The sequence below is a fragment of the Achromobacter sp. 77 genome (assembly GCF_020541125.1).
GTDB classification, from domain to species: Bacteria; Pseudomonadota; Gammaproteobacteria; order Burkholderiales; family Burkholderiaceae_B; genus Achromobacter; species Achromobacter mucicolens.
Genome location: NZ_CP059848.1, coordinates 4,464,080 through 4,488,756, shown reverse-complemented (window position 1 = coordinate 4,488,756; position 24,677 = coordinate 4,464,080). Strand labels below are relative to the sequence as shown.

Annotated in this window: 24 protein-coding genes; 9 read left to right on the top strand and 15 right to left on the bottom strand. The window is 67.6% G+C overall.

What is annotated here, in order from left to right; all coding sequences use genetic code 11:
- Nucleotides 1-4 precede the first annotated feature (4 nt).
- From H4P35_RS20860 to H4P35_RS20850, 3 genes are all read right to left on the bottom strand, one after another.
- The gene (locus H4P35_RS20860; RefSeq protein ID WP_152382338.1) at nucleotides 5-430 is read right to left on the bottom strand and encodes a universal stress protein; all 426 of its coding nucleotides are present in this window, start codon (nucleotides 428-430) and stop codon (nucleotides 5-7) included.
- Nucleotides 431-513: 83 nt separating this feature from the next.
- Nucleotides 514-1,332, bottom strand: coding sequence for a glutamate racemase (gene murI / locus H4P35_RS20855; RefSeq protein ID WP_226846785.1), 819 nt, complete (start codon nucleotides 1,330-1,332; stop codon nucleotides 514-516).
- 91 nt (nucleotides 1,333-1,423) lie between these two features.
- Nucleotides 1,424-2,356: a LysR family transcriptional regulator gene (locus tag H4P35_RS20850; RefSeq protein WP_180098052.1), complete on the bottom strand. Its 933-nt coding sequence runs from the start codon at nucleotides 2,354-2,356 to the stop codon at nucleotides 1,424-1,426.
- Between the two features lie 136 nt (nucleotides 2,357-2,492).
- Between H4P35_RS20850 and H4P35_RS20845 the strand changes: the two genes are divergently transcribed.
- From H4P35_RS20845 to H4P35_RS20835, 3 genes are all read left to right on the top strand, one after another.
- Nucleotides 2,493-3,071: a chromate transporter gene (locus H4P35_RS20845; RefSeq protein WP_152382335.1), complete on the top strand. Its 579-nt coding sequence runs from the start codon at nucleotides 2,493-2,495 to the stop codon at nucleotides 3,069-3,071.
- Entirely contained in the window at nucleotides 3,068-3,592 is a 525-nt protein-coding gene (locus tag H4P35_RS20840) for a chromate transporter (RefSeq protein WP_062838727.1), read from the top strand. The genes H4P35_RS20845 and H4P35_RS20840 overlap by 4 nt, the downstream gene beginning before the upstream one ends.
- Before the next feature lie 69 nt (nucleotides 3,593-3,661).
- Nucleotides 3,662-4,345, top strand: a complete 684-nt coding sequence (locus tag H4P35_RS20835; RefSeq protein WP_226846783.1) for a DUF1345 domain-containing protein — start codon at nucleotides 3,662-3,664, stop codon at nucleotides 4,343-4,345.
- Here the strand turns inward: H4P35_RS20835 and H4P35_RS20830 are convergent.
- A complete protein-coding gene (locus tag H4P35_RS20830; RefSeq protein ID WP_175155142.1) occupies nucleotides 4,314-5,594 on the bottom strand; it encodes an MFS transporter in 1,281 nt (426 codons plus the stop codon). The two genes, H4P35_RS20835 and H4P35_RS20830, sit on opposite strands and share 32 nt — an antisense overlap.
- Nucleotides 5,595-5,646: 52 nt before the next feature.
- Nucleotides 5,647-6,405 (bottom strand): SDR family oxidoreductase, encoded by a 759-nt coding sequence (locus H4P35_RS20825; protein WP_226846781.1) that lies wholly within the window; start codon nucleotides 6,403-6,405, stop codon nucleotides 5,647-5,649.
- Nucleotides 6,406-6,666: 261 nt separating this feature from the next.
- On the opposite strand from H4P35_RS20825, the gene H4P35_RS20820 reads away from it, so the two are divergent.
- The 3 genes from H4P35_RS20820 to H4P35_RS20810 all read left to right on the top strand — a co-directional run bounded on the left by H4P35_RS20820 (nucleotide 6,667) and on the right by H4P35_RS20810 (nucleotide 10,245).
- Nucleotides 6,667-7,623 carry a GlxA family transcriptional regulator gene (locus H4P35_RS20820; protein WP_062838730.1) on the top strand — a complete coding sequence of 319 codons (957 nt, stop codon included), beginning with the start codon at nucleotides 6,667-6,669 and terminating at the stop codon, nucleotides 7,621-7,623.
- Between the two features lie 174 nt (nucleotides 7,624-7,797).
- Nucleotides 7,798-8,985, top strand: coding sequence for an MFS transporter (locus tag H4P35_RS20815; protein WP_226846779.1), 1,188 nt, complete (start codon nucleotides 7,798-7,800; stop codon nucleotides 8,983-8,985).
- 15 nt (nucleotides 8,986-9,000) lie between these two features.
- Nucleotides 9,001-10,245, top strand: a complete 1,245-nt coding sequence (locus H4P35_RS20810) for an arsenic transporter (protein WP_226846777.1) — start codon at nucleotides 9,001-9,003, stop codon at nucleotides 10,243-10,245.
- 24 nt (nucleotides 10,246-10,269) lie between these two features.
- Here H4P35_RS20810 and H4P35_RS20805 read toward each other — a convergent pair whose 3' ends face one another.
- The 7 genes from H4P35_RS20805 to H4P35_RS20775 all read right to left on the bottom strand — a co-directional run bounded on the left by H4P35_RS20805 (nucleotide 10,270) and on the right by H4P35_RS20775 (nucleotide 19,470).
- Nucleotides 10,270-11,388 (bottom strand): class I SAM-dependent methyltransferase, encoded by a 1,119-nt coding sequence (locus H4P35_RS20805; RefSeq protein WP_226846775.1) that lies wholly within the window; start codon nucleotides 11,386-11,388, stop codon nucleotides 10,270-10,272.
- A 141-nt stretch (nucleotides 11,389-11,529) separates the two neighbouring features.
- Nucleotides 11,530-13,197, bottom strand: coding sequence for an OFA family MFS transporter (locus H4P35_RS20800; protein WP_226846773.1), 1,668 nt, complete (start codon nucleotides 13,195-13,197; stop codon nucleotides 11,530-11,532).
- 128 nt (nucleotides 13,198-13,325) lie between these two features.
- Nucleotides 13,326-13,583 (bottom strand): formate dehydrogenase subunit delta, encoded by a 258-nt coding sequence (locus H4P35_RS20795; RefSeq protein ID WP_063952051.1) that lies wholly within the window; start codon nucleotides 13,581-13,583, stop codon nucleotides 13,326-13,328.
- Nucleotides 13,584-13,601: 18 nt separating this feature from the next.
- Nucleotides 13,602-14,423 (bottom strand): formate dehydrogenase accessory sulfurtransferase FdhD, encoded by an 822-nt coding sequence (gene fdhD, locus H4P35_RS20790; RefSeq protein WP_226846771.1) that lies wholly within the window; start codon nucleotides 14,421-14,423, stop codon nucleotides 13,602-13,604.
- A gap of 22 nt (nucleotides 14,424-14,445) precedes the next feature.
- Complete coding sequence (fdhF, locus tag H4P35_RS20785) at nucleotides 14,446-17,322, bottom strand: formate dehydrogenase subunit alpha (protein ID WP_226846769.1); 2,877 nt, start codon at nucleotides 17,320-17,322, stop codon at nucleotides 14,446-14,448.
- Between the two features lie 13 nt (nucleotides 17,323-17,335).
- Nucleotides 17,336-18,916 carry an NADH-quinone oxidoreductase subunit NuoF gene (locus tag H4P35_RS20780; RefSeq protein ID WP_226846767.1) on the bottom strand — a complete coding sequence of 527 codons (1,581 nt, stop codon included), beginning with the start codon at nucleotides 18,914-18,916 and terminating at the stop codon, nucleotides 17,336-17,338.
- Nucleotides 18,913-19,470, bottom strand: coding sequence for a formate dehydrogenase subunit gamma (locus tag H4P35_RS20775; protein ID WP_226846766.1), 558 nt, complete (start codon nucleotides 19,468-19,470; stop codon nucleotides 18,913-18,915). The genes H4P35_RS20780 and H4P35_RS20775 overlap by 4 nt, the downstream gene beginning before the upstream one ends.
- Nucleotides 19,471-19,628: 158 nt before the next feature.
- Here H4P35_RS20775 and H4P35_RS20770 point away from each other — a divergent pair, with 158 nt between their 5' ends.
- Genes H4P35_RS20770 through mobA form a run of 3 tightly spaced genes read left to right on the top strand, consistent with a single transcriptional unit; the run spans nucleotide 19,629 to nucleotide 22,483 of the window.
- Nucleotides 19,629-20,738 (top strand): substrate-binding domain-containing protein, encoded by a 1,110-nt coding sequence (locus tag H4P35_RS20770; protein ID WP_226846764.1) that lies wholly within the window; start codon nucleotides 19,629-19,631, stop codon nucleotides 20,736-20,738.
- 7 nt (nucleotides 20,739-20,745) lie between these two features.
- A complete protein-coding gene (gene moaA / locus H4P35_RS20765) occupies nucleotides 20,746-21,849 on the top strand; it encodes a GTP 3',8-cyclase MoaA (RefSeq protein WP_226846762.1) in 1,104 nt (367 codons plus the stop codon).
- A 55-nt stretch (nucleotides 21,850-21,904) separates the two neighbouring features.
- Nucleotides 21,905-22,483 carry a molybdenum cofactor guanylyltransferase MobA gene (gene mobA / locus H4P35_RS20760; RefSeq protein ID WP_255616293.1) on the top strand — a complete coding sequence of 193 codons (579 nt, stop codon included), beginning with the start codon at nucleotides 21,905-21,907 and terminating at the stop codon, nucleotides 22,481-22,483.
- Here mobA and glp read toward each other — a convergent pair.
- Genes glp through H4P35_RS20745 form a run of 3 tightly spaced genes read right to left on the bottom strand, consistent with a single transcriptional unit; the run spans nucleotide 22,468 to nucleotide 24,677 of the window.
- Entirely contained in the window at nucleotides 22,468-23,673 is a 1,206-nt protein-coding gene (gene glp / locus H4P35_RS20755; protein ID WP_226846758.1) for a gephyrin-like molybdotransferase Glp, read from the bottom strand. The two genes, mobA and glp, sit on opposite strands and share 16 nt — an antisense overlap.
- A gap of 3 nt (nucleotides 23,674-23,676) precedes the next feature.
- On the bottom strand, nucleotides 23,677-24,198 hold the full coding sequence (moaB, locus tag H4P35_RS20750; protein WP_223572461.1) for a molybdenum cofactor biosynthesis protein B: 522 nt from the start codon (nucleotides 24,196-24,198) through the stop codon (nucleotides 23,677-23,679).
- Entirely contained in the window at nucleotides 24,195-24,677 is a 483-nt protein-coding gene (locus H4P35_RS20745) for a molybdenum cofactor biosynthesis protein MoaE (protein WP_226846756.1), read from the bottom strand. The genes moaB and H4P35_RS20745 overlap by 4 nt, the downstream gene beginning before the upstream one ends.

Sequence of the window (24,677 nt, the reverse complement as noted above, 5' to 3'; positions counted from 1 at the left end):
CTCCTTACTTGACCAGTGTGACGGGCAGTTCGGTCAGGGACAGCACGCCCGTGGCGACCGACCCCATGAAAAGCGCCGACACCGAACCCAGGCCGCGCGTCCCCATGAAGATCTCGTGGGCGCCGGTTTCATCGGCCACGCGCGTAATGGTCTCGGCAGCCGCGCCGGCCTCGATGTGTACGTCGAACGGCACGCCGGCCTGCGTCAGCAGCGCGCTGGCGGCCTGCACCGCGGCCTCGCCTTCCTCGTGGTGATAGGCATCGATCTCTTCCTGCGACAGGCCGCTGCCGAACGCGCCGGCCTTCAAGGGCATCTGGACCGTGAGCAGGTCCACGCGTTCGACCGGGTCGTAGCGGCGCGCATCGAGCAGCGCCTTGACCGCGTTCAGGGAAGTTTCCGAACCATCGACGGGAATCAGGATGCGTTTCATGGCGTCTCCTTGCGGGCCGTGGGGGCGTGCGTTCCACTGTATCTCACATTCGCCCCGCCGGCGCCTCCCGGCGCTGCGGCAGATCAAACGGGGCGCAGTCCCCGCCACGCGTCGGGCACCGTGCCGGCCGGCATGGGCGTACCCAGCAGGCGGCTTGCCAGCTGCGCCAGCGCGTCGGCCTCGCCCGTGGTCTGCAACTGCAGGGCGCCCGGGCCTTGGGTCGCCAGCAGGCCGCGTTCATGCAGCTGGTGGCGCAGCCAGCGCGCCACCGGGGCGCCCGTCTCCAAGAGCGGCACGCCGGGGCCGGCGGCGTCCTGGATCACGTCGCGCAGGAAGGGAAAGTGCGTGCAGCCCAACACCAGGACGTCAGCCCCGGCCTCGCGCAGTTCGGCGACCGGCCCGCGCACGGCCTCGGCGGCTTCGGGGCCCGAGAGCACGCCTTGCTCGACCAGCCGCACCCATTGCGGGCAGGGCCGCAGCACGATGCGAACCTCGGGCGCCTCGCGTTGTACCAGCGCGGCGAACTTGGGGCTGGCCAGCGTCCCGGTCGTGGCGAAGACGCCCACCACGCCCGTGTGCGTCAGGTGCGCGGCGGGCTTGATGGCCGGTTCGACGCCGATGATGATGAGCGCCGGATGGCGCTGGCGCAGCAGCGCGATCGCCGCGGCCGTGGCGGTGTTGCAGGCCACCACCATGGCGCGGGCGCGCTGCGACACGAAATAGTCCGCGATGGCGCAGGCGCGTTGCTCGACGAAGGCCTGGGTCTTTTCCCCGTAGGGCACATGGGCGGAGTCCGCCACGTAGAGTAGCGGTTCGTGGGGCAGCAGGTCGCGGATCGCCCGGACGACGCTCAGCCCGCCGACGCCGGAGTCATATACGCCGATGGGGGATTCGGAATGCATGGAAAGCCGTGGGTCATTGCAGGATGCGGTGGCGGCAAGTGTAGCGCCGGGGCAGGGGGGGCCAAAGGGGTGGCCAAAGGCGGGCCCCGCGTCAGGGGCTTTTGCCCGCCCGGGATTCGTCCCGCTGGCGCCGCGCTTCGTCGATCAGCTTGCGGGCGGCGCCGGATAGGGGCGCGTCGCGCCAGATCAGGTTCAGCGGCGCGCGCAGCGCCGCCGGATGGGTGACGCTGACGTACACCACACCCTCGATGTTCACGCGGCGCAGCGACGCGGGCACCAGCGACACGCCCAGTCCCGCGGCGACAAAACTCAGGGTGGAAAGCATGCGCGGCGCTTCCTGCGTGACCCGGGGGCTGAAGCCTTCGGCGCGGCATGCGCTGATGATGGCGTCGTACAGCCCCGGGCCGCTGTGACGCCGGTACAGGATCAGCGATTCGTCCGCCAGCTCCGACAGCGAGATGCGCTTGCGCGCGCGGCCCCTGACGGCCGGGTGGTCGGCCGGAAAGGCCGCCAGCATGGCTTCCTCGAGCACGGTTTCCATCTGCACGCCGGGGTCCGCGCCATGCGCGCCGCGGATGAACGCGACATCGATGCGCCCCTCGGCGACCGCCTCGCGCAGCTCGCCCGTGCTGCTTTCTTCAAGCACCAGATGCACGTGCGGCGCGCTTTCGCGGAAACGCCGGATGACCGACGGCACGAACGGATGAAACGCCGCCGAGCCCGTGAACCCCACGGTCAAGCGGCCCGCCTCGCCCTGCGACACGCGCCGCACGCCGTCAACGGCCTGGTCCACCAGGGCGATGATGTTGCGCGCGTCTTCCAGCAGCGCGCGCCCGCTTTCGGTGAGCTCCATGCCGCGCGGCAGCCGGTGAAAGAGCGTCACGCCCAGCTCCGCCTCCAGCACGCGGATCTGCTGGCTGAGCGGCGGCTGGCGGATGCCCAGCCGGGCCGCCGCCTTGGTCAGATGGGATTCCTCGGCGACGGCCAGGAAGTACCGCAACAGCCGCAAATCAACGCTTGCCATATTTTGTAGATATGAGTATTTGACGAGTCATATATTAGACATTATCTGACGCGAGGAGTAGCCTGCAATCTCGTGATCCACCCCTGGCGCGTTCCCCGCGCCAGCTCCCTTAGCCGGTTCCGCGCCGGCCACAACAATGACGAACGCAGCACTCTCCACCGACGAGGCCGATTTACGGCCTCCCCCCACTTGCGGCCAGCTGTTCCACGGTTTTCTGATGCTGGGCCTGACCGCCTTCGGCGGCGCCTTGCCCCTGGCGCGGCGCATGGTCGTCGAAAAGCACCGCTGGCTGACCGGCGCCGAGTTCACCGAACTGCTGGGCCTGTGCCAATTCTTGCCGGGCGGCAACATCATCAACCTGTCCGTCGCCCTGGGCATGAAATTCCGCGGCCCGCGCGGCGCGTTCGCCGCGCTGATGGGCCTGATCCTCGCGCCGTCCATCATCGTCGTCATGCTAGGCATGGTCTATGACCGTTTCCAGAACGATCCCGACATCCAGCATCTGTTCGCCGGCCTGGCGGCGGCCGCCGCCGGGCTGCTGATCTCCATGGCGGTCAAGATCGGCATGCCGGTCGTCAAGCGCCGCGACTGGCTTGCGGGTGTGGTCGCCACCGCCTGTTTCATCGCCATCGCCGTCCTGCGCATCCCGCTTCTGCCCACGATGCTGGTGCTGACGCCGCTCAGCATCCTGATGGTCTGGAGGCAACGCCGATGATCCATACCCTTGTCGCCCTTGTCCTCATTTTTTCCGAACTGTCCGTGCTGGCCTTCGGCGGAGGCAACACCATCCTGCCCGAGATGCAGCGCCAGGTCGTCGAGGTCCACGGCTGGATGACGGCCGCCGACTTCTCCGCGCTCTTCGCGCTGGGCCAGGCCGCGCCGGGGCCCAACCTGATGGTCGTCACGCTGGTGGGCTGGCACGTCGCCGGCCTGCCGGGCCTGCTGGCCACGACCATCGCCAAGTTCGGCCCGTCGTCCCTCATTACCGTCCTCGCGCTGGGCCTGTGGGAAAAATTCAAGGACCGCCCGTGGCGCGGCGTCATCCAGGCGGGCATCTTCCCCATGACCGTGGGGCTGGTCGCCGCCAGCGCCTCGCTCATCACCGAGGCGTCCGTGCACACCTGGCTGCTGGGCGCGATCACCGCCGTCGTCGCCATCCTGGGCAGCGGCACGCGCATACATCCGCTGTGGCTGCTGTTCGGCGGCGCGCTGGCCGGTTTGCTGGGTATCGGTTAGCGTAGGGACCTATCGCGGGACCGCCACGGGCAACACGCCCCGGCCCCGCGGCGCAGACAGGAGCCCGCCATGCAGCCGCTCAAAGATGACAGCGCCGGAAACGCCTCGAACGCCGACCGGCTGCCGTTCTTCCATGCCCATCGCCGGCTGATGCTGTGCGCCGGCCTGCTGCTCGCGGTCGCGGGCGGGCTGTACGCAGCCGGCCTGCCGCCCAGTCTGGCCATCCTGCTGGGCTTTGACGCCGGGGCGCTGATCTTCCTGATCCTGACCGCCCGTGTGTTCGGACGCACCAGCGCCGCCGCCATGCGCCGGCACGCCCGCCAGCACGACGTCGGGCGCGGCGGCGTCCTCTGGAGCAGCGTCGCGCTGTCCTGCATGGTGCTGGTCTCGTTGTGGGTGGAAATGCGCGCGCAGAACAATGTGGGCGCGGTGGTCGACATGCTGGCCGCGGCCGTGACCATCGTGCTGTCGTGGCTCTACATGAACATGATCTTCGCGCTGCACTATGCGCACGGGTATTACGGGCATGAAAACGCCATGCACAAGGGCCTGGATTTTCCGGGCACGGACGAGCCCGACTACTGGGACTTCGCGTATTTCTCGCTGGTGCTGGGCATGACCTTCCAGGTTTCAGACGTGCAGATCGTCAACCGCCGGTGTCGCCGCATGGCGATGACGCACGGCGTCATCGCGTTCTTCTTCAACGTGTTCATCATCGCGATCAGCGTGAACGTGGCGGCGGGGCGGGCGTAGGATCGAGGGGTGCTGCGTCCTGCCCCGGAATCTGGCGGCGCTTATCCCACACAAACGCCGCGGCCTGCGCCATCGCGGCCACCAGTCCAATTGCCCAAATTGCACCGGCGCCAAGGATGGCGGCGCCCAGCCCGCTGCCCACCGAAAAGCCGAAATACATCGTCGACGTATTCAACGCCAGTGCAACCGGCGCCTGTCCCGGGGCCCCCGCGCCGATAAGGCGTGCCATCTGCGCGGGAAAGAATGACCAGACTGTGAAGCCCCACAGGAACACGGCGATCAACACGGGGGCTCGCGCGGCGGACGCAGGCAGCGCCGTTGCCAGCGACAATCCCAGGAACGCCAGTCCCAGCATGGTCAGCGACACCTGTACCACGCGATTTGCGCCCAGCCTGTCGGTCAGCGCACCGCCCGTTGTCACGCCGAGCGCGGCCGCCACGCCCCAGAGCGATATCGTCGCGCTGATGGCGGCGTCTCGAAATCCCAGCACGCTTGCCAAGTACGGTGCGAGGAACGGGTATGCCGTGAACGCGCCAATCGCCCAGAAAAGGCTGACCGACAGCAATCGCAGTATCGACGGTTGGCGCACGACTGCAAGACGCTGCCGAAACGTTGCGACCGCAATACCTGTTCCTGCATCGGCGGCGATGCCCACCCCGATGCCGGCGATGGCCACCAGGCTCATCACCGCGACGATGGAGAATGTGGCGCGCCAGCCCAGAAAGTGACCGGCCACCGCGCCCAGCGGCAGGCCTAGCGCAATGGCCAACGTCATGCCGGCGCTGACGATGGCCAGCGCCTTGCCCCGCCTTTCAGGCGCTACGATTACGCCGGCCAGCGCATTTGCGCCGGGCACGTACAAGCCAGCTGCCACCGCCATGACGACCCGCGCCGTCATCAGCGTCCAGAAGGTGGGCGACCAGGCAGCAAGCACGTTGCCCAAAGCGAACAATCCCATGGCGAGCTGCAGGGCCGCGCGGCGATTCCAACGTGCGGTCAGGACGGTCATGATGGGCGAGCTGACCGCCAGCGTCAGCGTGAACACCACGATGAGCGACGCCATCTGCGGGACCGTCATACGGAAATCCGCCGCCATCGTCGGCAAAAGCGGTGCAATCATGAAACCTTCCGTGCCGATGGCGAAGGTGCCGAGCGCCAGAAAGCCGGCCGGCAGCAGTTCTGCGCTGCGGCTCGCTGCCGCGGCTGTGCCCGCCGGCCCGGAGCTTGCGATATCCAATTTTGTTGTCATGGGATCTTTCCAGAGGGGGCGGCGCCCACGGGGGCGCCGCGTGCCGGCCGCGTCAGACCGGAATCGGTTCGTCCACCAGGCTTTGGTTGAACGCATGCACGAAGGCGTGCTCATTCGACCCAGGGTTGTCGCGCAGCGGGCGAATGGCCTGGACCAGCACCTCGGGCGCGTCGGACCCCAGCCCTTGCATCGTCTCGGCGATGAACGCATCCAGCGGCATGGCGCGCGGATCGCCGCTTTTCTTGATGAGGTCCGTATCGACCCACGGCGGCGCAATTTCCTGCACCGTGACGTTGGTGTCGCGCAGCATGAACCGTTGCGACAGCGCGTACGAATGCAGCGCGGCCTTGGAGGCGGAATACACCGCGTTCGAGGCGATCGGCACGTAGGCGAGGATCGACGTGTTGTGAATGATCGTCGCGCGCGGCTGGCCCTTCAGATGCTCGATGAGCGCGGACGTGAGGCGGATCGGACCCAGCAGGTTCGTTTCCAGGATCCGCTGCGACACGGCGTCGTCGATCGTGGACGAGGGGTCGTCGAACGGCATGATGCCGGCGTTATTGATCAGCACGTTCAGCGACGGATATGTTGCGATCAGCGTCTTGGCGACGCGCTCGATGTCCTGGGCGTCGGAGATATCCAGCGCGATGCCGTCAATGCCCGGATGCGCTGCGGCGATGTCGTCCAGCAGCGCCTGCCGGCGGCCGGCGACAATGACCTTGTTGCCCAGGTCGTGAAGGGCGACGGCCAGCGCGCGGCCGATGCCGGAGGTGCCGCCGGTGATGAAGATGGTGTTCTGGGTCAGTTGCATGCGGGTGCCTCGGTGGGGGGAGCGTCTGCATTGGAATCAGATCGCGGTGCAGCCACTATGCGGCAGATCGGTTTTGGCTCAAATGTCAATAAAGCGTCGATTTAAGACATAAGGTTCTGCGAGGCTTGGTCCAGCCTGGCGGCCGGACTGAAAAGCTTCCCGTGGAATGGGGCGGTTGTCGCCTTAGAAACGATTCGCTCATTGACGTCTGCCGATGGCTTTAATAGCCTATATCCGTCATTTCCTGTCACGGATACGCTCATGCGCCAGATCGGCCTCATTCTCGAAGACGGTTTCCAGGTGATGGGCCTGGCCGCGCTGGCGGCCTTCGAGTTCGCCAACATCGCGCTGGAGCGCGACGGATACCGCGTGACCATCCTGTCGGAAGGCGGCGGCATCATCCGCTCGACCATGAACGCGGGCATCGAGACGGTGGCCCTGGGCGTCATGCCCGACACCCTGATCGTGGCGGGCGAGTTGATGCCCCGGCCAATCACGCCCGGCCTGGCGCGCTACGTGGCGCGCGCCGCCACCGAAGCGCGGCGGGTCGCGGGCGTGTGCACGGGCGCCTTTGTCTTGGCCGAGTCGGGTCTCTTGAATGGCCGTACGGCCACCACCCATTGGGCGCATGCGCGCACTCTTCAGGACCGTTTTCCCGAGGTGCGCGTCGACCCCGACCGCATTTTCGTGCGTGACGGCAACATCTGGACGTCCGCCGGCATGTCGGCCGCCATCGATCTCGCCCTGGCGCTGATCGAAGACGACCACGGCGCGGCGCTAGCCCGCGATGTGGCACGGCGGCTGGTCGTCTATCACCGGCGCCCGGGCGGCCAATCCCAGTTTTCCGCCTTGCTGGAACTGGAACCGCGCTCCGACCGGGTGCAACGGGCGCTGGTCTATGCCAAGGAACACCTGCGTAATCCCTTGACGGTGGACGAGTTGGCCGAGGCGGCGCGCCTGTCGCCGCGGCAGTTCAGCCGTGTGTTCCGCGAGGAGACGGGGCATTCCCCCGCCAAGGTGGTGGAGCTGCTGCGGCTGGAAGCGGCTCGCGCCATGCTCGAAGCCGGACGGCATTCGCTGGACATCGTGGCGCGGGACACCGGCTTTGCCGACCGCAACCGCATGCGGCGGGCGTTCCTGCGCGCCTATGGCCAGCCGCCCAGCGGGGTGCGGCGCGCGGGACGAATGACCGCGCCGGATGACGCGCCGCCGCCGTGAAACTGTCACTGAGTTGAACGCGCGAGCGCCGTAGCGCAATGTCGCTGACTCCCGGATCGTTGTGATCTAACATGCGCCATTCCCGCTAGCCGCGCATGCGGTATCCACGTTCACACGGTTGCCTTGCACTCTCCATCACCCGCGACGCGTCCTCTCGATTGGCTGAATTTTTTCGTGGCCGATGTGCGGGATGGACTTGGGCCTTACCTGGCAATCTACCTGCTCGCCGTCCACCATTGGCGGCCCGACAGCATCGGGCTTGTCATGACGATCTCCGGGCTGGCCGCGCTGGCGGCGCAGACGCCGGCGGGCGCGCTGGTGGACCGCGCGTCGAACAAGCGCGCGCTGCTGATCGCCGCCGCCGTGCTGGTGACGGTGGCCAGCATGGCCGTCCTGGCCAGCCCGAACTTCGCCTGGGTCACGTTGACGCAAGCGGTCGCCGGCGTCGCGTCGTCGGTGTTCGCGCCCGCCATTGCCGGCATCACGCTCGGGTTGACCACGGCCCGCGCCTTCACGGCGCGCATCGCGCGCAACGAATCGTTCAATCACGCCGGCAACGGATTCGCGGCGCTGCTGGCGGGCGGACTGGCGTACGTCTGGGGACCGGTCGCGGTGTTCTACCTGATGGCAGCGATGGCGCTGGCCAGCCTGGCGGCCACCCTGCGCATCCCCGCGCATATCGATCCGGACAAGGCGCGCGGCCTGGCCGAGAGCGCCAATGCGGAGGCGCATGCGCAGCCCGTGCCGCTGCGCCAGTTGCTCTCGAACCGGCCGCTCCTGCTGCTGGCCTTGAGCTGCGCGCTGTTTCACCTGGCCAATGCGGCCATGCTGCCGCTGGTCGGGCAGAAGCTCGCCCTGGCAAACCCGGCGCTCGCCACGCCGCTGACCGCCGTCTGCATCGTCGCGGCGCAGTTCGTGATGATTCCCGCCGCGATGGCCGTCGGGCGGTACGCAGACCAATGGGGACGCAAGCCGCTGCTGCTGATCGGGTTTCTCATCCTGCCGCTGCGTGGGGTGCTGTACACGTTTTCCGACGACACCGCGTGGCTGGTGGGCGTGCAGTTGCTCGACGGCATTGGCGCGGGTATCTTCGGCGCCGTCCTGCCCTTGATGGTGCTGGACCTGACGCAGGGCACGGGCCGCTTCAACGCCAGCCTGGGCGCCGTCACCACGGTATTCGGCATCGGCGCCGCACTGAGCAACGGGCTCGCTGGCGTGATCGTTCAGCACGCGGGTTACAGTGCAGCGTTTCTTGCGCTGGCCGGCATTGCCGCGCTGGCCTGCGTGACCCTGCTGGTCTTGCCGGAGACGCGCGCGTCCGCCACATCGGCCCCCGCGCCGGCTTCCTCTTCACTTCCTTGATGCATTCCTGAAAGCATGTCGCTATCCAATGCCGTGATCTGGTTGATTGCCGCCGCGACCACCATGGCCATTCTCTTTCGTCCCTGGCGGCTGCCCGAGTACGTGTGGGCAACGGCCGGCGCGGTCGCCCTGGTGGTGCTGGGCTTGCTGCCTGCGCGGCAGGCCGGCGGCGCCATTCTGGAAGGCACCGACGTCTATCTGTTCCTGATCGGCATGATGCTGGTGGCGGAGGTCGCCCGGCAGGCAGGCCTGTTCGACTGGGTGGCCGTGCTGGCGGCCGATCACGCCGCCGGGTCAGCGCGGCGGCTGTTCGACCTGGTGTTCCTGGTGGGCACCGGGGTTACCGTGCTGCTGTCCAACGACGCCACGGCCGTCGTGCTGACGCCCGCGGTCTATGCGGTGACGCGTGTCGTCGGTGCGCCGCCGTTGCCGTATCTGTATGTCTGCGCCTTTATCGCCAATGCAGCCAGCTTCGTGCTGCCGATCTCGAATCCGGCCAACCTGGTCGTCTTCGGCGACCGCATGCCTGCGTTGGGGCCGTGGCTGGCGCACTTTGCCCTGCCGTCCGCACTGGCCATCGGCGCCACCTACGTGACGTTGCGGCTGGTGTTTCGCCATGACCTGCGCCAGCCCTTGAAGCCGTCGCCGCCGCTGCCGCCCATGACCTTGCCGCTGCGTATGGCTGCGCTGGGCGTGGCCATCACCGCAGGCACGCTGCTCATCACCTCGGCGCTTGGCCAGCGGCTGGGCTTGCCCACGCTGATCGCCGGTTGCGTGTCGGCGGCGCTGGTGCTGGCGGTCACGCGATCCAGCCCGATTCGCCTCATCAAAGGCGTGGCGTGGGGCGTGCTGCCGTTGGTGGCGGGTCTTTTCGTGCTGGTCGAGGGCATGGCCGCCAGCGGCGTGCTGCAAGACCTGGCTAACCTGATGCGCAGCCTGTCCGCGGACGCGGCGCTATGGGCGGGCGGCGTGGGCGCCGCGCTGTCGGGCAACGTCATCAACAATCTGCCGGCCGGGCTGATGGCGGGCACGCTGGCGCGCATGGCCGACCTGCCCAGCGCCACCACCGCGGCGCTGCTGATCGGGATCGACCTGGGCCCCAACCTGTCCGTCAGCGGATCGCTTGCGACCCTGCTGTGGCTGCTGGCGGTGCGCCGCGAGGGCATGCACATCAGCGCGCTCAGTTTCCTGCGGCTGGGCATCGTGGTCATGCCGCCGGCGCTGATTCTGGCGCTGGGCGCGCTGCACCTCTTTCGTTGATGCGCGCAGGCTGAGCCGTCAGGCTCACGCCGCGCCCAATCGCCACAGCGATGTCATCTCCCGGGACCGCGCCGCATGCAGCGGATCGTTCGCGTCGCGGGCCTTGCCATGCACGGGCCGCGTGTCCAGTTTTTCGATCACGCGCAGGCCGGCGGCCTCGATCATCGCGAGCAGTTGCTCGCGTGTGCGCAGCCTCAGATGTTCGGCCAGATCCGACAGGATCAGCCATCCTTCGCCGTTCGGCGTCAGATGGTCCTTCAATCCATTCAGGAAGCCACGCAGCATGCGGCTGTCCGGGTCGTACACGGCATGTTCCAGCGGCGAGCTGGGCCGCGCGGGCAGCCAGGGCGGGTTGCAGACGATGAGCGACACGCGGCCTTCGGGGAAGAGGTCGGTCTGTTCGACCTCGACCTGCCCGGACAACCCCAGGCGTTCCAGGTTCTCGCGCGCGCAGGCAATCGCGCGGGGATCCATGTCGGTGGCGACGACGCGTTTGCCGCCGCGGCGGGCGATGACGGCGGCGAGCACGCCCGTGCCCGTGCCGATATCGAAGGCCACGCTGCCGCGCGGCATCGGCGTGTTGGCGATCAGGTCCACGTATTCGCCGCGCACCGGCGAGAACACGCCGTAGTGCGGGTGGATGCGGTTGTTCAGGGCGGGAATCTCCACGCCCTTCCTGCGCCATTCGTAGGCGCCGATCAGGCCCAGCAGTTCGCGCAGCGACGCGACGTAGGGCGTATCGCCCGGCACGTTCGCGGCTTCGCAGGCCAGATGCGCGTCGGGCGCGCGGCGCAGGGGGATGGTATGACCGGCGTCGAAGGGAATCAGCAGCATGCCCAGGATGCGGGCGCGCTGCGACTGGACCTGACGATGCTGGTTGAAGGCCTCAAGTTGGGTTTCTACCGGTTTGCGCGGACGCTTGTCGACGCGGCGGGTGATGGCCTGCAACAGCTGGCGCGCGTTCTGGAAGTCGCCGCGCCACAGCAGGCCCACGCCCTCGCACGCGTGGCGGTAGGCCATGTCCGCGGTCAGGGTGTCGTCGGCGACGATGACGCGTTTGGGCGGCGTGGCGCCGGTTTCCGAGTGCCAGCGCGCCGAGCGGGCGACGCCGTTTTCTTCCCAGTGCAGTTCGGGCGCGTTCAAGAGGTCGCTCCGGCGGGGAATGGGGGGAAGGGCAGGATCATGGGGAAAGGCACATAAAAGAGAAGGGCGCGGGCTGCCAATGTAGCAGCTTCGCGCCCTGGGGCCGTCGCGCGGCGCACCGGGCGCCGCGGCATGGCGGGGTCAGTGGAACAGCACGACGGCCTTTTGCAGCGTGATCCAGATGCCCCAGGCCAGCGGAATGCCGACGCAAGCCCATGCAAAGGCGATCAGCGCGGGCGGCGTGCGGAAGTTCGACCTGCCCACGCCGTGGGTTTCGGAGGCCACGGCGCGCTCGTGCGCCAGCGCTTTTTCCTTGGCCAGTTCCTCGTCGGTCATGAAGTACTTGGCGTTGACCGGGCGGATGGCAAGGTTGCACAGGAAGCCCACGACCAGCATGCCGGCCAGGATGTACATGGTGATGTCATACACCTGGGCGCGCGGCACGCCGATGGACAGCTGGTATTCGCGGATGTAGTTGACGAGAACCGGCCCGAAGATGCCCGCCGCGGACCATGCGGTCAGCAACCGGCCGTGGATGGCGCCGACCATCTGGGTGCCAAACAGGTCGGCCAGGTAGGCGGGCACCGTGGCAAAGCCGCCGCCGTACATCGACAGGATCACGCAGAACGCCGCCACAAAAAGCGCCAGCGCGCCCATGTGCGCGGTCCACGGAATGGCGGCGTACAGCACGAAGCCCAGGACGAAGAAGACGAAGTACGTCATCTTGCGGCCCAGTTTGTCGGACAGGCTGGCCCAGAAGAAGCGGCCGCCGATGTTGAACAGGCTGAGCAGACCGGTAAAGCCGGCGGCAATCGCGGCGATGGCCGCGAGCTGGTCCTTGTCGAGCTGGCCGAAGCCCAGTTCGGGTTTGTCGATCAGACCGCCGCCAAACACTTCCTGCAGCAGCGGCGAAGCCATCCCCAGGATGCCGATGCCCGCCGTGACGTTCAGGCACAGCGCCCACCACACGAGCCAGAACTGCGGCACGCCCCAGACGCGCTTCACGTGCACGTGGCGCTGCGTGATCATGACGTTGTTGACCTGCTTGGCGGGCGGCGTCCAGCCGGCGGGCTTCCAGCCGGTGGGCGGCACGCGGTAGCCCAGCGCGCCGGACATCATGAAGATGAAGTACACGAGTGCCATGGTCAGGAAGGTCTGCCAGACGCCCGGCGAGGTCGGGGTGGCAAAGTGGCGCATCAGCATGTCGGCCAGCGGCGCGCCGATCATGGCGCCGCCGCCAAAGCCCATGATGGCCATGCCCGTCGCCATGCCGCGGCGGTCCGGAAACCACTTGATCAGCGTGCTCACCGGCGAGATATACCCCAGGCCCAGCCCTATACCGCCAATGACGCCAGAGCCCAGCCACAGCATCCACATCTGGTGCAGGTAGATGCCGATGGCCGAGATGACCAGGCCGCCGCACCAGCACAGCGCCGACACGACGCCGGCCTTGCGCGGGCCGGCCCGTTCCAGCCAGCCGCCCCACAACGCGGCCGAACATCCCAGCAGCACGAAGAACAGGGTGTACATCCACCCCATGGTCGAGATCTTCCAGTCGCAGCTCGTGGTGAACAGTTCGGCCACGAGGCTCATGTCGGGCGGGCAGGCCAGCGGCTTGGCCCCGCCCACCACCTTGGACAGCGGCAGCCAGAACACCGAAAAGCCGTAGGCCATGCCGATGCAAAGGTGGATGGCCAGCGCGGCGGGGGGCACCAGCCAGCGCGAGAAGCCCGGTCCCGCGATGGTGCGTTCTTTGCCGAAAAATCCCGGCCGGGAGCCCGGCAGGTCCAGGGTGGCGCTACTTTCCATGATGTCTCCTCAGGGGTGCGGCTTTATAGCGTGCGTGGGCCGGAAGTGCCCGGTCCCGCCGCCTCTTTTATGGATCTGTTGCTGTCCTGCCACTGCGGGTGATCCGCCGCGCGGGCGGTCCGGGTGCGCTATGCGACGCGCGCAAGCGGCGTCAGCCGCTCGCGATGCTGGGTGACCGCCTGCAGCACCAGCGGGTGCAGCTGTTCCTCGCCGGCGTCGCCGTCCGGGCTGCGCGCCAGGAAATCCAGCAGTTCGGTGCGCATGCGCGGTTCCCAGAATTTCTGGATGTGGTTGGTGACGCCTTCCAGCGCCTCGGGCCGGTCCGGCATGGCGTCGAAGAACTGGCCGATGCGGTTGGCCATGCGGATCAGGTTGACGATTTCCATTGCTGTCTTGCGTCCGGTTCAGGTAAGGATGCGTTTGGGGTGGGTGTAGATGGCGGCGTCGCCATCGCGCGTGAAGCCCAGCAGGGTGACGTTGGCGTCGGTGGCCAGACGGATGGCCAGCGCGGTGGGCGCGGATACCGAAGCCAACACCGCAACCCCGGCCGCGGCCGTCTTCTGCACCATCTCGAAGCTGGCGCGGCTGGACACCACGACGATGCCGTCGGCGCCGTTGACCGCCTGGCGCGCCAGCGCGCCGGCCAGCTTGTCCAGCGCGTTGTGGCGGCCCACGTCTTCGCGGACCAGCGCCACGGCGCCGTCGGCGCCCGCCCAGCCCGCGGCGTGCGTGGCGCCCGTGATGTCGTGCAGCGTCTGGCGGCCGCGCATGTCGCGCATGGCGGCCAGCACCGACTTGATGCGCACCGGCGCCCCATTGGCGACCGGCGCCACGGGCCGCAGCACCTCGGGCAGGGTTTCCACGCCGCACAGGCCGCAGCCGGTGCGCCCAGCCATGGCGCGGCGCCGCGTCTTCAGGCGCATTTCACAGGCGGACGAGATCTCCAGCTGCACGACGATGCCGCCGCATTGCGGCAGCAGGTCGATGCCGCGCACGTCGCTCACGCTGCCGATGATGCCTTCGGACAGCGAGAACCCGACGGCAAAGTCTTCCAGGTCTGCGGGCGTGGCCAGCATGGTGGCGTGACTGATGCCATTGAATTCCAGCGCCACCGGCGTTTCCTCGGCCACGTAATCGGTCTCGGCGTCGGGGGCGATGACCCCCGAGTGCACGCGGATGACCTGGGTCGGCGTGCAGTCGGGGCGGGCGGTGGTCGGCGTAGGCATGGGATCCCTGGCTGGCTGTCGGTTACTTCCCGGTCAGCGCGGCCTCGCTCTCGCGCGAGCGTTCGCGCAGGAGCTTTTGCTGGATGTCCGCAAATCGCGACCATTGCCGCTGCCATTCCGATAGTTGCGACACGCGCGTCACCTGCACGGCCGTGACCTTGTATTCGGGGCAGTTGGTCGCCCAGTCGGAGCTGTCGGTGGTGACGACGTTGGCGCCGGACTCGGGAAAGTGGAACGTGGTGTATACCACGCCCGGCTGCACGCGGTCGGTCAGCGTGGCGCGCAGCACGGTTTCCCCGGCGCGGCTCTGGATGCCCACCCAGTCGCCTTCGGCCACGCCGCGGTCCTCGGCGTCCTGCGGATGGATTTCCAGCACGTCCTCGCCGTGCCACATCACGTTGGGGGTGCGGCGGGTCTGCGCGCCCACGTTGTATTGCGACAGGATGCGTCCCGTGGTCAGGAGCAGCGGGAAGCGGCGCGTGCTGCGCTCGTCGGTGGGCACGTACTTGGTGATCATGAAGCGGCCCTTGCCGCGCACGAACTGGTCGATGTGCATGATCGGCGTGCCTTCCGGCGCGTCGTCGTTGCACGGCCATTGCAGGCTGCCCAGCTTGTCCAGCTTGTCGTACGTGACGCCGGCAAACGTGGGCGTCAGCCGCGCGATCTCTTCCATGATTTCGCGCGGGTGCTTGTAGTTCATCGGGTAGCCCAGCGCGTTGGACAGCGCCACCGTCACTTCCCAGTCGGACTTGCCGTTCTTGGGTTCCATCACCTTGCGCACGCGCGAGATGCGGCGTTCGGCGTTGGTGAAGGTGCCGTCCTTTTCCAGGAACGAGGAACCCGGCAGGAACACGTGTGCGTACTTGGCGGTCTCGTTCAGGAACAGGTCCTGCACGACGATGCACTCCATGGCCGCCAGCGATGCCGCCACGTGCTGCGTGTTGGGATCGGACTGCACGATGTCTTCGCCCTGGCAGTACAGGCCCTTGAAAGACCCGCCCAGCGCGGCTTCGAACATGTTGGGGATGCGCAAGCCTGGTTCGGGCTGCAGCGTGACGCCCCAGTCCTTTTCAAACTGGGCGCGCACGGCGTTGTCCGAGATGTGGCGGTAGCCGGGCAGTTCGTGCGGGAACGAGCCCATGTCGCACGATCCCTGCACGTTGTTCTGGCCGCGCAGCGGATTCACACCCACGCCTTCGCGGCCGATATTGCCGGTGGCCATCGCCAGGTTGGCAATGGCCATGACGGTGGTCGAGCCCTGGCTGTGCTCGGTGACGCCCAGGCCGTAGTAGATGGAGCCATTGCCGCCGGTGGCAAACAGGCGCGCCGCGCCGCGCACCGCCTGCGCGGGCACGCCGGTGATTTCTTCCATGGCTTCCGGCGAGTTCTCGGGCAGCGACACGAAGTCGCGCCATTCCTTGAAGGCCTTTTCTTCGCAGCGCTCGGCCACGAAGTCCTCGGCGACCAGGCCCTCGGTGGCGATGACATGCGCCAGCGAGGACAGCAGCGCCGTGTTGGTGCCCGGCCGCACCTGCAGGTGGAAGTCGGCCTTGATGTGCGGCGAGCTGACCAGTTCGATGCGGCGCGGATCGATGACGATGAGCCGTGCGCCTTCGCGCAGCCGGCGCTTCAAGCGCGACGCGAAGACGGGATGGCCGCTGCTGGGGTTGGCCCCCATCACGATGACCACGTCGGTGTGCATGACGGAGTCAAACGTCTGCGTGCCGGCCGATTCGCCCAGCGTCTGCTTCAGGCCATAGCCGGTGGGCGAATGGCACACGCGCGCGCAGGTGTCGACGTTGTTGGTGCCGAAGGCGGCGCGCACCAGCTTCTGCACCAGCCAGGTTTCCTCGTTGGTGCAGCGCGAGGACGTGATGCCGCCGACCGCATCGCGTCCGTACTGGCCCTGGATGCGGCGGAATTCGGAGGCCGCATAGTTGATCGCCTCGTCCCAGGACACTTCCTTCCAAGAATCGGTGATGTGCTTGCGGATCATGGGTTTGAGCACGCGTTCCTTGTGCGTGGCGTAGCCCCAGGCAAAACGGCCCTTCACGCAGGAATGGCCGCGGTTGGCCTGGCCGTCCTTCCACGGCACCATGCGCACCACTTCCTGGCCCTTCATTTCGGCCTTGAAGCCGCAACCCACGCCGCAGTAGGCGCAGGTCGTCACGACCGAGTGCTCGGCCTGGCCCATCATGATGACGGTCTTTTCCTGCAGGGTGGCGGTGGGGCAGGCCTGCACGCAGGCGCCGCAGGATACGCATTCGCTATCCAGGAACGGCTGGTCCTGGCCGGCCGATACGTGCGAGTCGAAACCCTTGCCCGAGATCGTCAGCGCGAATGTGCCCTGGGTTTCCTCGCAGGCGCGCACGCAGCGGTTGCAGACGATGCACTTGGATGCGTCGAACGTGAAGTAGGGGTTGGACTCGTCCTTCTCGGCCTTCAGATGGTTGGCGCCGTCCTGGCCGTAGCGCACGTTGCGCAGGCCCACGACGCCGGCCATGTCCTGCAGTTCGCAATCGCCGTTGGCCGGGCAGGTCAGGCAATCGAGCGGATGGTCCGAGATGTACAGCTCCATCACGCCGCGGCGCAGGTCGTGCAGCTTTGGCGTTTCGGTAAAGACGACCATGCCGTTCTCGGCGGGCGTCGTACAGGACGCGGGATAGCCGCGGCGGCCTTCGATCTGCACAAGGCACAGGCGGCACGATCCGAACGGTTCGAGGCTGTCGGTGGCGCAGAGCTTGGGGATGTTGATGCCGGCGTCCGCGGCCGCGCGCATCAGCGACGTGCCTTCGGGAACGGTGACTTCCTGGCCGTCGATGATCAGGGTGACTGTCTTTTCGGACACGCGCGCCGGCGTGCCCATGTCGCGATCGCGCTTGATGACGGTTTCTAGCATGGCGGTCTCGGGTTCAGGCCGCGTGGGCGGCAGACAGGGAGGACTCGATGCCGAAGTCCTGCGGAAAATGGTTCAGCGCGGACAGCACCGGGTAGGGCGCCATGCCCCCCAGCGCGCACAGCGAACCGCCAAGCATCGTGTCGCACAGGTCGCGCAGCAGATGCACCTGCTGTTCGCGCTGTTCGCGGCTCTGGCTGCCGGCCGCGATCTTGTCGATGGTTTCCATGCCGCGCGTGGAACCGATGCGGCACGGCGTGCACTTGCCACAGGACTCGATGGCGCAGAACTCCATGGCGTAACGCGCCATGCGCGCCATGTCCACGGTGTCGTCGAAAGCGACGAGGCCGCCGTGGCCGATCATGGCCGAGATCTGGATGTAGGCTTCGTAGTCCAGCGGCACGTCCCATTGCGACTCGGGCAGGTAGGCGCCCAGCGGACCGCCCACCTGCACCGCGCGCAGCGGCCGGCCGGACGCGCTGCCGCCGCCGAATTCGTAGAGCAGGTCGCGCAGGCTGAGCCCAAAGGCCTTTTCCACCAGCCCGCCTTGCTTGAGGTTGCCGGCCAGCTGGAAGGGCAGCGTGCCGTGCGAACGGCCCACGCCGTAGTCGCGGTAATACGCCGCGCCCTTGGCCAGGATGATCGGCACGGTGGCCAGCGAGATGACGTTGTTGATGACGGTGGGTTTGCCGAACAGGCCCGAGATGGCGGGCAGCGGCGGCTTGGCGCGCACCACGCCGCGCTTGCCCTCCAGGCTTTCCAGCAGCGAGGTTTCTTCGCCGCAGATGTAGGCGCCGGCGCCCTTGCGCACTTCCAGGTCGAAGCGGCGGCCGCTGCCGTGCACGTCGTCGCCCAGCCAGCCGACGCTGCGGGCACGCGCGATGGCGGCTTCAAGCGTGGCGATGGCGTGGGGGTATTCGGAGCGGACGTAGATGTAGCCGTAGGTCGCGCCGACCGCCAGGCCCGCGATCGTCATGCCTTCGATCAGGACGTAGGGGTCGCCTTCCATCAGCAGGCGGTCGGCAAAGGTTCCCGAGTCGCCTTCGTCGGCGTTGCAGACGATGTACTTGGTGTCGCCGGGCGTGCCCGCCACGGTCTTCCATTTGATGCCGGTGGGAAACGCCGCGCCGCCGCGGCCGCGCAGGCCGGATTCCACCATTTCGTCGACGATCTGCGCCGGCGCCATGGCCAGCGCGCGCTTCAAGCCTTGCAACCCGCCATGCGCGGCGTAGTCCTGCAGGGACAGCGGATCGATCACGCCGACGCGGGCGAAGGTCAGGCGCTCCTGGTGCTTGAGGTAGGGGATTTCCTCGGTCAGGCCCAGGCGCAACGCGTGTTCGCCGCCCGTCAGCCAGCCGGCGTCGAACAGCGAGGCCACGTCTTCCGGCTGCACGGGCCCATAGGCGATGCGGCCTTGCGGCGTGGCGATCTCAACCAGGGGTTCCAGCCACAGCAGGCCGCGCGAACCATTGCGCACCACCTGCACGGACAGGCCGCGCTGATCGGCCATGCGCTCGATGTCGCGGGCAACGGTATCGGCGTCCATGGCCAGCGCCGCGGCGTCGCGCGGCACGTAGATGACGACGGGGGCGCTCATGGCGTGTCCTCCAGCGTGCGGGCCAGCAGGCGGTCCAGCTTGGCTTCGGTAACGCGGGCGTGGGGCTGGCCGTCGATCATGACGGCGGGCGACTGCGCGCACAGGCCCAGGCAATACACGGGCTCCAGCGTGAAGTTGCCGTCCGGGGTGCTGGCGTGGAAATCACAGCCCAGCGCGGCGCGCGCATGGGCGGCCAGGCGTTCGCCGCCCATGGATTGGCAGGCTTCGGCGCGGCAGACCTCCAGCGTGTGGCGCGCGGCCGGCTCGGTGCGGAAATGGGGGTAGAACGTGATGACCCCGTGGACTTCGGCGCGGGAGAGGTTCAGGGCCTCGGCGATGGTCTGCACCGCCTCGGCTGGAATACAGCCCAGTTCGTGCTGCACCGCATGCAGCACCGGCAGCAGCGGGCCGGGCTGGTCTTTCAGCCGGGCAAGGATGCGGGCCGTGGCCGCGATGGCCGGGGTGGTGGATGCCTGGGCGGCGTCCAGGGCCAGCTTGCCGCCCCGGGCGCCACCGCTGGATGCCAGATCGGATTTTGCCTCGCGCAGGTGCACGTCGGTCTCCTCCTGTGTTGCGTGACCCCATCAACGGGGGCTTGTGCCGGTCTGGACCTGTCAGCAGATAATATGCTTTAAAAAACATATTAATTGCCCGTCCGCCGCGTTATTTGTGTACTCTAACGAGGTACTTGAACGCCTTCAATAAGAAATAAATGACATATAAGTTCCGAATCGGCCTGCGGCCGCAATGGACATTGGGCGGAGACGACGAGGCGACGCCCGTGCCGTTGCAGGACATGCTTGCGCTCCTGGCGGCCATCGACGCCACCGGCAACATCGCGGGCGCCTGCCGCGCCTGCGGCCTGTCCTACCGGCACGCGTGGGGCGTGTTGCGGCGCTTCGAGTCCATCTTCGGCACGCAGTTGCTCATCACCAACCGCCGCCAGGGCACGCAGTTGTCGCCCTTTGCGCAGCGGCTGCTATGGGCCAACCGCCGCATCGAGGCGCGGCTGATGCCCACGCTGGACAGCATGGCCTCCGAATTGCAGGAAGAGCTTGAACGCCTATTGCCCGAAAGCGGCCCGCACCTGCGCCTGCACGCCAGCCACGGTTTTGCCGTGGAATCCCTGATGCAGCACATGGGCAACCGCACGCCCGGCCTGGAACTGCGCTATCGCACCGCAATCGAGGCCCTGGCGTCGCTGGAACGGCACGAATGCGACCTCGCGGGCTTTCAGGTGCCGCTGGGCGATTTCGAATCCCCCATCATGGAACGCTATGCGCAGTGGCTCAACGCCGACGAATACATGCTCATCCACCTGGCCGTGCGCAATACGGGGTTGTTCGTCACGGCCGGCAATCCCAAGCAGATCCGCGGCATGGCGGACCTGGCCCGCAGCGACGTGCGCTTCGTGAACCGGCAGATCGGCTCCAGCACGCGTTATCTGGTCGGCCTGATGTTGCAGCGCGCCGGCGTGTCCATCGGCGAAGTGCAGGGCTACGAAACCAACGAATTCACCCACATGGCAATCGCGGCGCACATTGCCAGCGGCATGGCGGACACAGGGGTCGGCGTGGAGACGGCCGCCTGCCGCTTCGGGCTGGACTTCATTCCGCTGGTGCGTGAGCGCTATTTCTTTGCCATCCGCAAGGCGTCGCTGGACACGCCCGCCATGCAGGACCTGCTGTCCATCATGCGCGGCCCGGACTATGTCGGTTACGTGGGCCAGCTTGTCGGCTACGACGCCCGCGACACCGGCCGGCTGCAGACCCTGGAAGAGGCCTTTCCGCGAGGACGCGCACCGCGATCCGCCGGGATATGATGTGCCAATGAGCAAAGTGATAATCCTTGCCGATCACCGGAGTTCGCCACGGGCTTCCCTCGCGTCCGGCGAACTTCCGCCGCACGGGCAGCCCGCGCTGGACCAGCGCGCGCGTCCGCTGCGCGACCTGCGCATTTCCGTCACTGACCGCTGCAACTTCCGCTGCACCTATTGCATGCCGCGCGAGGTCTTTGACAGCAGCTACAGCTTCATGCCGCATTCGGCGCTGCTGTCGTTCGAAGAAATCAGCCGGCTGGCCGGCATCTTCACGCAGTTGGGCGTCGAAAAGATCCGCCTGACCGGCGGCGAGCCGCTGCTGCGCAAGCACATCGAAAACCTGGTCGGCATGCTGGCCGAACTGCGCACGCCGCAAGGCCGGCCGCTTGACCTCACCCTCACCACCAACGGTAGCGTCCTCGCGCGCAAGGCCGCCGCGCTGAAAAGCGCCGGGCTCACGCGCGTGACTGTCAGCCTGGACGCGCTGGACGCCGCCATGTTCCAGGGCATGAGCGACAGCGGCTTCACGCCGGACGACGTGCTGCGCGGCATCGACGCCGCGGCGGACGCGGGCCTGGCGCCCGTCAAGGTCAACATGGTGGTGCGCAAGGGACTGAACGACGGGCAGATCCTGCCCATGGCCGAACGCTTTCGCCACAGCGGCCACGTCCTGCGCTTCATCGAATACATGGACGTGGGCAACAGCAACGGCTGGAATCTCGCCGAAGTGGTGCCATCGCGCGAAGTGCTGGATCGCATCGGCGCCGTGTATCCGCTGGAACCCGTGGAATCGGTCGAAATGGGGCGCGTCGCCGAACGCTGGCGCTACGTGGACGGCGGCGGCGAGATCGGCGTCATCTCCAGCGTCACGCACGCCTTCTGCGGCGGCTGTACGCGGGCGCGCCTGTCGCCCGAAGGCAAGCTCTACCTGTGCCTCTTCGCCCACGAAGGCCACGACCTGCGCGCGCCGCTACGCGATGGCGCGACGGACGAGGAACTGGCGCGCATCCTGGCGGGCATCTGGTCGGCGCGCGGCGACAACTATTCCGAACTGCGCGGCCAGAACATGGCGGACCCATCGCGCAAGATCGAGATGAGCTACATCGGTGGCTGAATTTCAACGCGACGGGCTTGCCGGCCTGATCCTCGCCGGCGGGCAGGGTTCCCGCATGAATCATCAGGACAAGGGACTGGTCGCGCTGCACGGCGAACCCATGGTCGCGCACATCGCGCGCCGGCTTGCGCCGCAGGTCGGCCGCCTCATCATCAGCGCCAACCGGCACCCGGAACGTTACGCGCAGTATGGCGACGTCGTTGCCGATGGCGAACGCGAACTGGGCGCCTGGCAGGGTCCGCTGGTGGGTATCGCGACGGCGCTGCAGACGCTGCAGGCGTCGGCTGCAGCGCCGCCCGAATCCGCCGCGCAGTGGCTGGTGGTGGTGCCCTGCGATACGCCCTTCCTGCCGGAAGATCTGGCCGCGCGCCTGATCGCCGCGGCTGCCGCGGCCGATGCGCCGCTGGCCTATGCCGCAGCCAACGGCCAGCGCCATTCGGCCTGCATGGCGCTGCGCACGTCGTTGCTGCCGAACCTGCTGGAATATCTGCGGTCGGGCGACCGCAAGGTGGGTCTCTGGCAGGCGAGGGCGGGCGCGGTCGAAGCGGTGTTCGACGATTGCCCGCCGCATGCCTTCATGAACGTCAACACCCCAGAAGACCTGGCGCTGGCCGAGCGCTACGCCAGCCAGTGACGCAGGTCGTAATACGAAACCGTGTCCCTGTCCTGCACCAGCACGTCGGCCGGCAGGCGCGCCAAGCCGGTGGACCACGGCAATGAGCTGATCACGCCCGATCCCTGATGGCCGTACGGCACGAGTTCGCTGCCGCCTTCGTCGGCCACGCGGCATTGCACGCGCAGGAATTCCTCGCGGCTGTCCTGGCGCGGCTGCGCGGTGCGCAGCGGCAACTGGCTGACCGGCGGGAAGATGTCTTCGCGGCCCTGCATGCGGCGCATCAGCGGCGTCACCAGCGTGGCGAACACGGCATAGGCCGACACCGGATTGCCAGGCAGGCTGACCACCGGCTTGCCGTCGATCTGCGCCAGGGCCACCGGCTTGCCGGGCTTCATGCGCACCTTCCACAGCGATAGTTCGCCGCCCAGCGCGGCCAGCGCCGGTTTGACGAGGTCACGTTCGCCCACCGACACGCCGCCCACGCTCAGCACGAGGTCGCAATCGGCCAGCAGGGTCTTGAAGGCGTCCAGCAGATCGGCTTCGGTATCGCGGGCGTGCAGCACGTGAACGGGCAGGGCGCCCATGCCGCGCACCATCGCGGCCAGCATCGGCCCGTTGGAGTTGTAGATCTGTTCGGTGGCGCGCGGCTGGCCCGGCAGGACGAGCTCGTCGCCCGTGGTCAGGATGCCGACGCGAAGCTGACCGTAGACGGGAATCGTTGCCATGCCTTGCGAGGCCAGCAGCGCCACGTGCGCGGCCTGCAGCAGCGTGCCCGCCGGCAGCAGCGCGGCGCCCGCCATCGTGTCTTCGCCGCGGCGGCGAATGTGCTGGCCCAGCCGGGGTTCGCGCGAAATCTGGACGTGGTTGTCGGCTTCGGTGGTGTCTTCCTGCATGACGACCACATCGGCGCCCGCCGGTATCACGCTGCCGGTAAATAGACGAATGGCCTGGCCTGGCTTGAGCGGTTCGGGCACGTCGCCCGCGTAGCAGCGCTGCTGAATCGGCAGGCGCGCTTGCGGGTGCCAGTCGGCCAGGCGCAGGGCATAGCCGTCCATGGCGCTGTTGTCGGCCGGTGGAATGTCCACGGTGGCGTCAAGGTGCGCGGCCAGAACGCGGCCGCTGGCCTGTGCCAGTTCGACGTGCTCGGTGCGTTGAAGGGGGGCGGCGGCGTTGGCCAGCAGGGTCTGGGCTTGATCGAAATCCAGCATGGGTCAGGCTTCTTGTTCGCGTTTCGAAAATTGCGAGGCGAAATTGCAGGGGCCGTGGCCGCTGTCGAGCTGCTCGCGCAGAATCTTGGTCCAGGCGGTCTCGCACGCGTTGTTCGAGCCCGGCAGGCAGAAGATCAGGGTCTGGTTGGCCGACCCGGCAAACGCGCGCGACTGGATCGTGGAGCTGCCGATCTCGGTGTAGGAAATCTGGCGGAAGAGTTCGCCGAAACCCGGAATCTCGCGATCCAGCAGCGGCAGGATGGCCTGCGGCGTGTGGTCGCGATGCGAGAAGCCCGTGCCGCCGGTAGTCAGGATGACCTGCACCTCGGGGTCGGCGATCCAGTCGCTGATGACGCGGCGGATCTGGTAGATGTCGTCGCGCACGATGTCGCGGCGCACGCACTGATGGCCGGCATGCGCCAGGCTGTGCGCCAGCAGATTGCCGGACGTGTCGTCACCTGCGCTGCGGGTGTCGCTAATGGTCAGTACGCCGCAGCCCAGCGGGACCGGGGTGGCTTCGCTCATGGATTTTCCTTATTGTCGGCAGTGTCTTCATCCCAGGCGTCCGTGCGGTCCTGGTCGGATTGGCGCTGTTCCACCCAGAAGCTGTCGCCGCCGGCGAGGGTCTCGCGCTTCCAGAAGGGCGCGCGCGTCTTGAGCGCGTCGATGATGTATTCGCAGCCGCGGAAGGCGTCGCCGCGATGGGCGCTTGCTGCCGCCACGAAGACGATCTGCGCGTTGCGGTGCAGCGCGCCGACGCGGTGCACGATGACCGTGCCAGCCAGATTCCAGCGCGCGCGGGCCGTGGCGGCGATGTCTTCGAGCTCGCGCTCGCACATGCCCGGATAGTGTTCGAGAAAAAGCGTGTCGGTGGGGCTATCGGGCGCGTAGTCGCGCACGTAGCCCACGAACGTCACGATGCCGCCCACGCCGGGGCCGGCGGATTCCCGCAGCGCGGCGGTCAGCGCCGCGCCGTCGAAGTCGGCTTCCTGGATGCGGATCAT

Coding starts and splice junctions, on each gene's coding strand:
- H4P35_RS20850 (WP_180098052.1), bottom strand. CDS start 2,356: ATGGCAAGCGTTGATTTGCGGCTGTTGCGGTACTTCCTGGCCGTCGCC.
- H4P35_RS20840 (WP_062838727.1), top strand. CDS start 3,068: ATGATCCATACCCTTGTCGCCCTTGTCCTCATTTTTTCCGAACTGTCC.
- fdhD (WP_226846771.1), bottom strand. CDS start 14,423: ATGCCTACGCCGACCACCGCCCGCCCCGACTGCACGCCGACCCAGGTC.
- H4P35_RS20820 (WP_062838730.1), top strand. CDS start 6,667: ATGCGCCAGATCGGCCTCATTCTCGAAGACGGTTTCCAGGTGATGGGC.
- fdhF (WP_226846769.1), bottom strand. CDS start 17,322: ATGCTAGAAACCGTCATCAAGCGCGATCGCGACATGGGCACGCCGGCG.
- H4P35_RS20745 (WP_226846756.1), bottom strand. CDS start 24,677: ATGATCCGCATCCAGGAAGCCGACTTCGACGGCGCGGCGCTGACCGCC.
- H4P35_RS20770 (WP_226846764.1), top strand. CDS start 19,629: ATGACATATAAGTTCCGAATCGGCCTGCGGCCGCAATGGACATTGGGC.
- H4P35_RS20825 (WP_226846781.1), bottom strand. CDS start 6,405: ATGCAACTGACCCAGAACACCATCTTCATCACCGGCGGCACCTCCGGC.
- H4P35_RS20810 (WP_226846777.1), top strand. CDS start 9,001: ATGTCGCTATCCAATGCCGTGATCTGGTTGATTGCCGCCGCGACCACC.
- H4P35_RS20795 (WP_063952051.1), bottom strand. CDS start 13,583: ATGGAAATCGTCAACCTGATCCGCATGGCCAACCGCATCGGCCAGTTC.
- H4P35_RS20830 (WP_175155142.1), bottom strand. CDS start 5,594: ATGACAACAAAATTGGATATCGCAAGCTCCGGGCCGGCGGGCACAGCC.
- moaA (WP_226846762.1), top strand. CDS start 20,746: ATGAGCAAAGTGATAATCCTTGCCGATCACCGGAGTTCGCCACGGGCT.
- H4P35_RS20860 (WP_152382338.1), bottom strand. CDS start 430: ATGAAACGCATCCTGATTCCCGTCGATGGTTCGGAAACTTCCCTGAAC.
- H4P35_RS20780 (WP_226846767.1), bottom strand. CDS start 18,916: ATGAGCGCCCCCGTCGTCATCTACGTGCCGCGCGACGCCGCGGCGCTG.
- H4P35_RS20835 (WP_226846783.1), top strand. CDS start 3,662: ATGCAGCCGCTCAAAGATGACAGCGCCGGAAACGCCTCGAACGCCGAC.
- glp (WP_226846758.1), bottom strand. CDS start 23,673: ATGCTGGATTTCGATCAAGCCCAGACCCTGCTGGCCAACGCCGCCGCC.
- murI (WP_226846785.1), bottom strand. CDS start 1,332: ATGCATTCCGAATCCCCCATCGGCGTATATGACTCCGGCGTCGGCGGG.
- H4P35_RS20845 (WP_152382335.1), top strand. CDS start 2,493: ATGACGAACGCAGCACTCTCCACCGACGAGGCCGATTTACGGCCTCCC.
- H4P35_RS20800 (WP_226846773.1), bottom strand. CDS start 13,197: ATGGAAAGTAGCGCCACCCTGGACCTGCCGGGCTCCCGGCCGGGATTT.
- mobA (WP_255616293.1), top strand. CDS start 21,905: ATGAATCATCAGGACAAGGGACTGGTCGCGCTGCACGGCGAACCCATG.
- moaB (WP_223572461.1), bottom strand. CDS start 24,198: ATGAGCGAAGCCACCCCGGTCCCGCTGGGCTGCGGCGTACTGACCATT.